Raw genomic sequence first — 2,515 nt, forward strand, 5'->3', positions numbered from 1 at the left:
GCTTTTTGGACTCCCTGCTACTATCATTTTTACATCCTTCAAAGGTCTATTTAATGTAAAAGCAATTGTATTACAGGTGCTTAATATTATTGGGGCCTCAATGCTGGTTCTATACTTCCTTTCCCACCCACTTTCAATGAATCCGGGAAAACTGAGGGTTTTAAAATTGTATAACGATAAATCCAATGACCTGAGCTCTTTGACATCCATTATGGTACTCCCTTTCTTTAATTATTTGGGAGACGAAAGTCAGGAATACCTGCTTGCCGGTATGCATGATGGTCTGATTACCGAAATGGGCAAACTCAATAACATTAGAACAATTTCAAAGACGTCATCTCTTCCGTATAAAAACACTAACAAACCTTTAAATGAATAGCTAATGAAATTGACGTAGACGCCATCGTCGAAACCTCCCTAACTAGAGTTGATTCGATGGTAGAATTAAATGTTAAGTTATACAGTGCTTACCCAAAGGAGATAATGCTTTGGGATCATTCATATAGTGTTTTTAAAAACGAACTACCAAACCTTTATAGAGAAGTAACAAAAAATGTGGCAACTAAAATAGGTGAAGCTCTACTCCCGGAGACCGAGAAACATTTAGCGCCTAAAAGAATTCCCAAACCAGGTGCGTACGAAGCTTACCTAAAGGGAATGTATTATACTGGTTTCTTGAATCAGGAAGGATTTGATCTAGCCAGGAAACAATTCAATAAATCAATAGAGATTGATTCTTTGTTCGGACAAGCATACCAGGGTTTAGCAACGCTTATCGCGTCTCAGAAACAGATGGGATTTATTCCTAGTTTGCCATACCAACCACTTCTGGATAGCTTAACTGATTTATCGTACCTATTGGACAGTACAAATGCTGAAGTATTGATGGGTGTAGCAGCGCATAATACATGGGGTGTATTCAACAAGTGGAAAAAAGCAGAAAAGTATTATAGAAAAAGCATTGAATACAATCCAAATATGACAATGACGCGGATTACATATGCCCATTTTCTAATGATCCAAAATCGATGGGATGAGGCATGGAACCAAATGAACTATGCCCTTGAACTAGACCCGGAGAATCCTTGGGTACTGGCATTTAGTGCTGCCATGTTTGCTACAGAGGGTAAAGTTTTAAGTGCTGCAAAAAAGGCGGAAAGATTAATACGAATTGCGCCTAAACATCCAATGGCAGAAGGCATGCTCTTGAACAAATACATTGCACTCAAACAAGAAAGTGAAGCAGTAAAACAACTGATAAAACTTGTCAGCATACATGGGGCACCAAAAACAGCGGATATTGCAATGGAGGGTTTTGCCCATGGTGGATTTCAAGGTGCTCTCGAGGAGCTCTTACCATACCTCGAATCCTATTCAAAAGACCATTTTATACGTTCTTGGTTAATGTTTAATTTATACGGCTATATTGGAAAAAAAGAAAAGCAGGAGGACTGGATTATAAGAATGTATGAGAATCAAGATCCCAACTTACCCTATCTGGGAATTAGAAAAATCAAACTAGATTCTGAAGTGAGAACGATGGTAATGAAGGAAATAGGGTTGTGGTAAATAATTAGTTAGGTAACAAACACTTCCCTGAATACGCAAACTGAGCTCTTTGATATGAAAATGCAGACAGTCATCTTCAGTGCATCTAGCAACCGGGGCGTACACTCATTATAGTTGGTCTTTAGGTGTAATAAAAAACTAACCATATGAAAATAGTATCAAGTTCAGGAAAAGGAAATTTTAAATTAACTGATAGAAACAAGGAAATTTGTGAATTGGTTTATAATAATTGGTTTTCAGACAAGGCTAAAACAGTTTTGAACGGAAACAATATCGAAATCAAACCAAAAAATATTTGGACAAGTAAGGTTGATATTTACAAGAACAACACGAACATAGGAGATATAACTTTTAACCTAAAAGGTCAAATGATTATTCGATTAGAAAAATCAAATGGAACGGAATGTAATTATGTATTGAAAAACATGGCGAAATGGAAACTGAAATTTGAAGTTTACAATGAATCGGAAACACTTCAGTTTTCACTGATTTCTGTTAATAACTGGAGTAAACTAAATTATGACTATGATATTGAAATGGCAGATTTTAATTCAGAATTTGAAATTGAAGAACTATTAGTTTATTGCGGTTATGCATCAAATCTATATTTAGCCATAATTAGCGCAGTTTAACAGTTAATAATTGCTAAGCACAACAACTAAGGCTTCGTGTAGTCGGAACGACTCCTCACACTACTGCACTTTTCGCAGCCCTTTGCAGGGCTTCAGATAAAAAAGGATTTCCAAGTCCCAGACAATTAAAATAGCCAGGTCAGTCAGGCCATTTTTATGCAGCAATAATCTACAACTACTGAAAAATTAGTCTTCCTCACTGTTCAATTTCGAAGCTATCATGTAGCAATTTTACAATCGGGGCCACGCAGTTTGTGGTGGAAGTGAAAGAAGCATGGCTAGATGTTATGAAGACCTTCAAAACGTATCTTGAG

3 protein-coding genes are annotated in these 2,515 nt (G+C 36.7%); all 3 read left to right on the plus strand.

Annotated features, from left to right (window positions below; genetic code table 11):
• The coding region (locus RLO81_RS00730) for a hypothetical protein (RefSeq protein ID WP_350105788.1) at positions 1-379 on the plus strand (379 nt) is incomplete at its 5' end.
• 56 nt (positions 380-435) lie between these two features.
• Positions 436-1,569, plus strand: a complete 1,134-nt coding sequence (locus RLO81_RS00735) for a hypothetical protein (RefSeq protein WP_350105790.1) — start codon at positions 436-438, stop codon at positions 1,567-1,569.
• A gap of 146 nt (positions 1,570-1,715) precedes the next feature.
• On the plus strand, positions 1,716-2,201 hold the full coding sequence (locus tag RLO81_RS00740) for a hypothetical protein (RefSeq protein WP_350105792.1): 486 nt from the start codon (positions 1,716-1,718) through the stop codon (positions 2,199-2,201).
• The last annotated feature ends 314 nt before the right edge of the window (positions 2,202-2,515 follow it).

Source organism: Fulvivirga sp. (assembly GCF_040220315.1).
GTDB lineage: Bacteria > Bacteroidota > Bacteroidia > Cytophagales > Cyclobacteriaceae > Fulvivirga.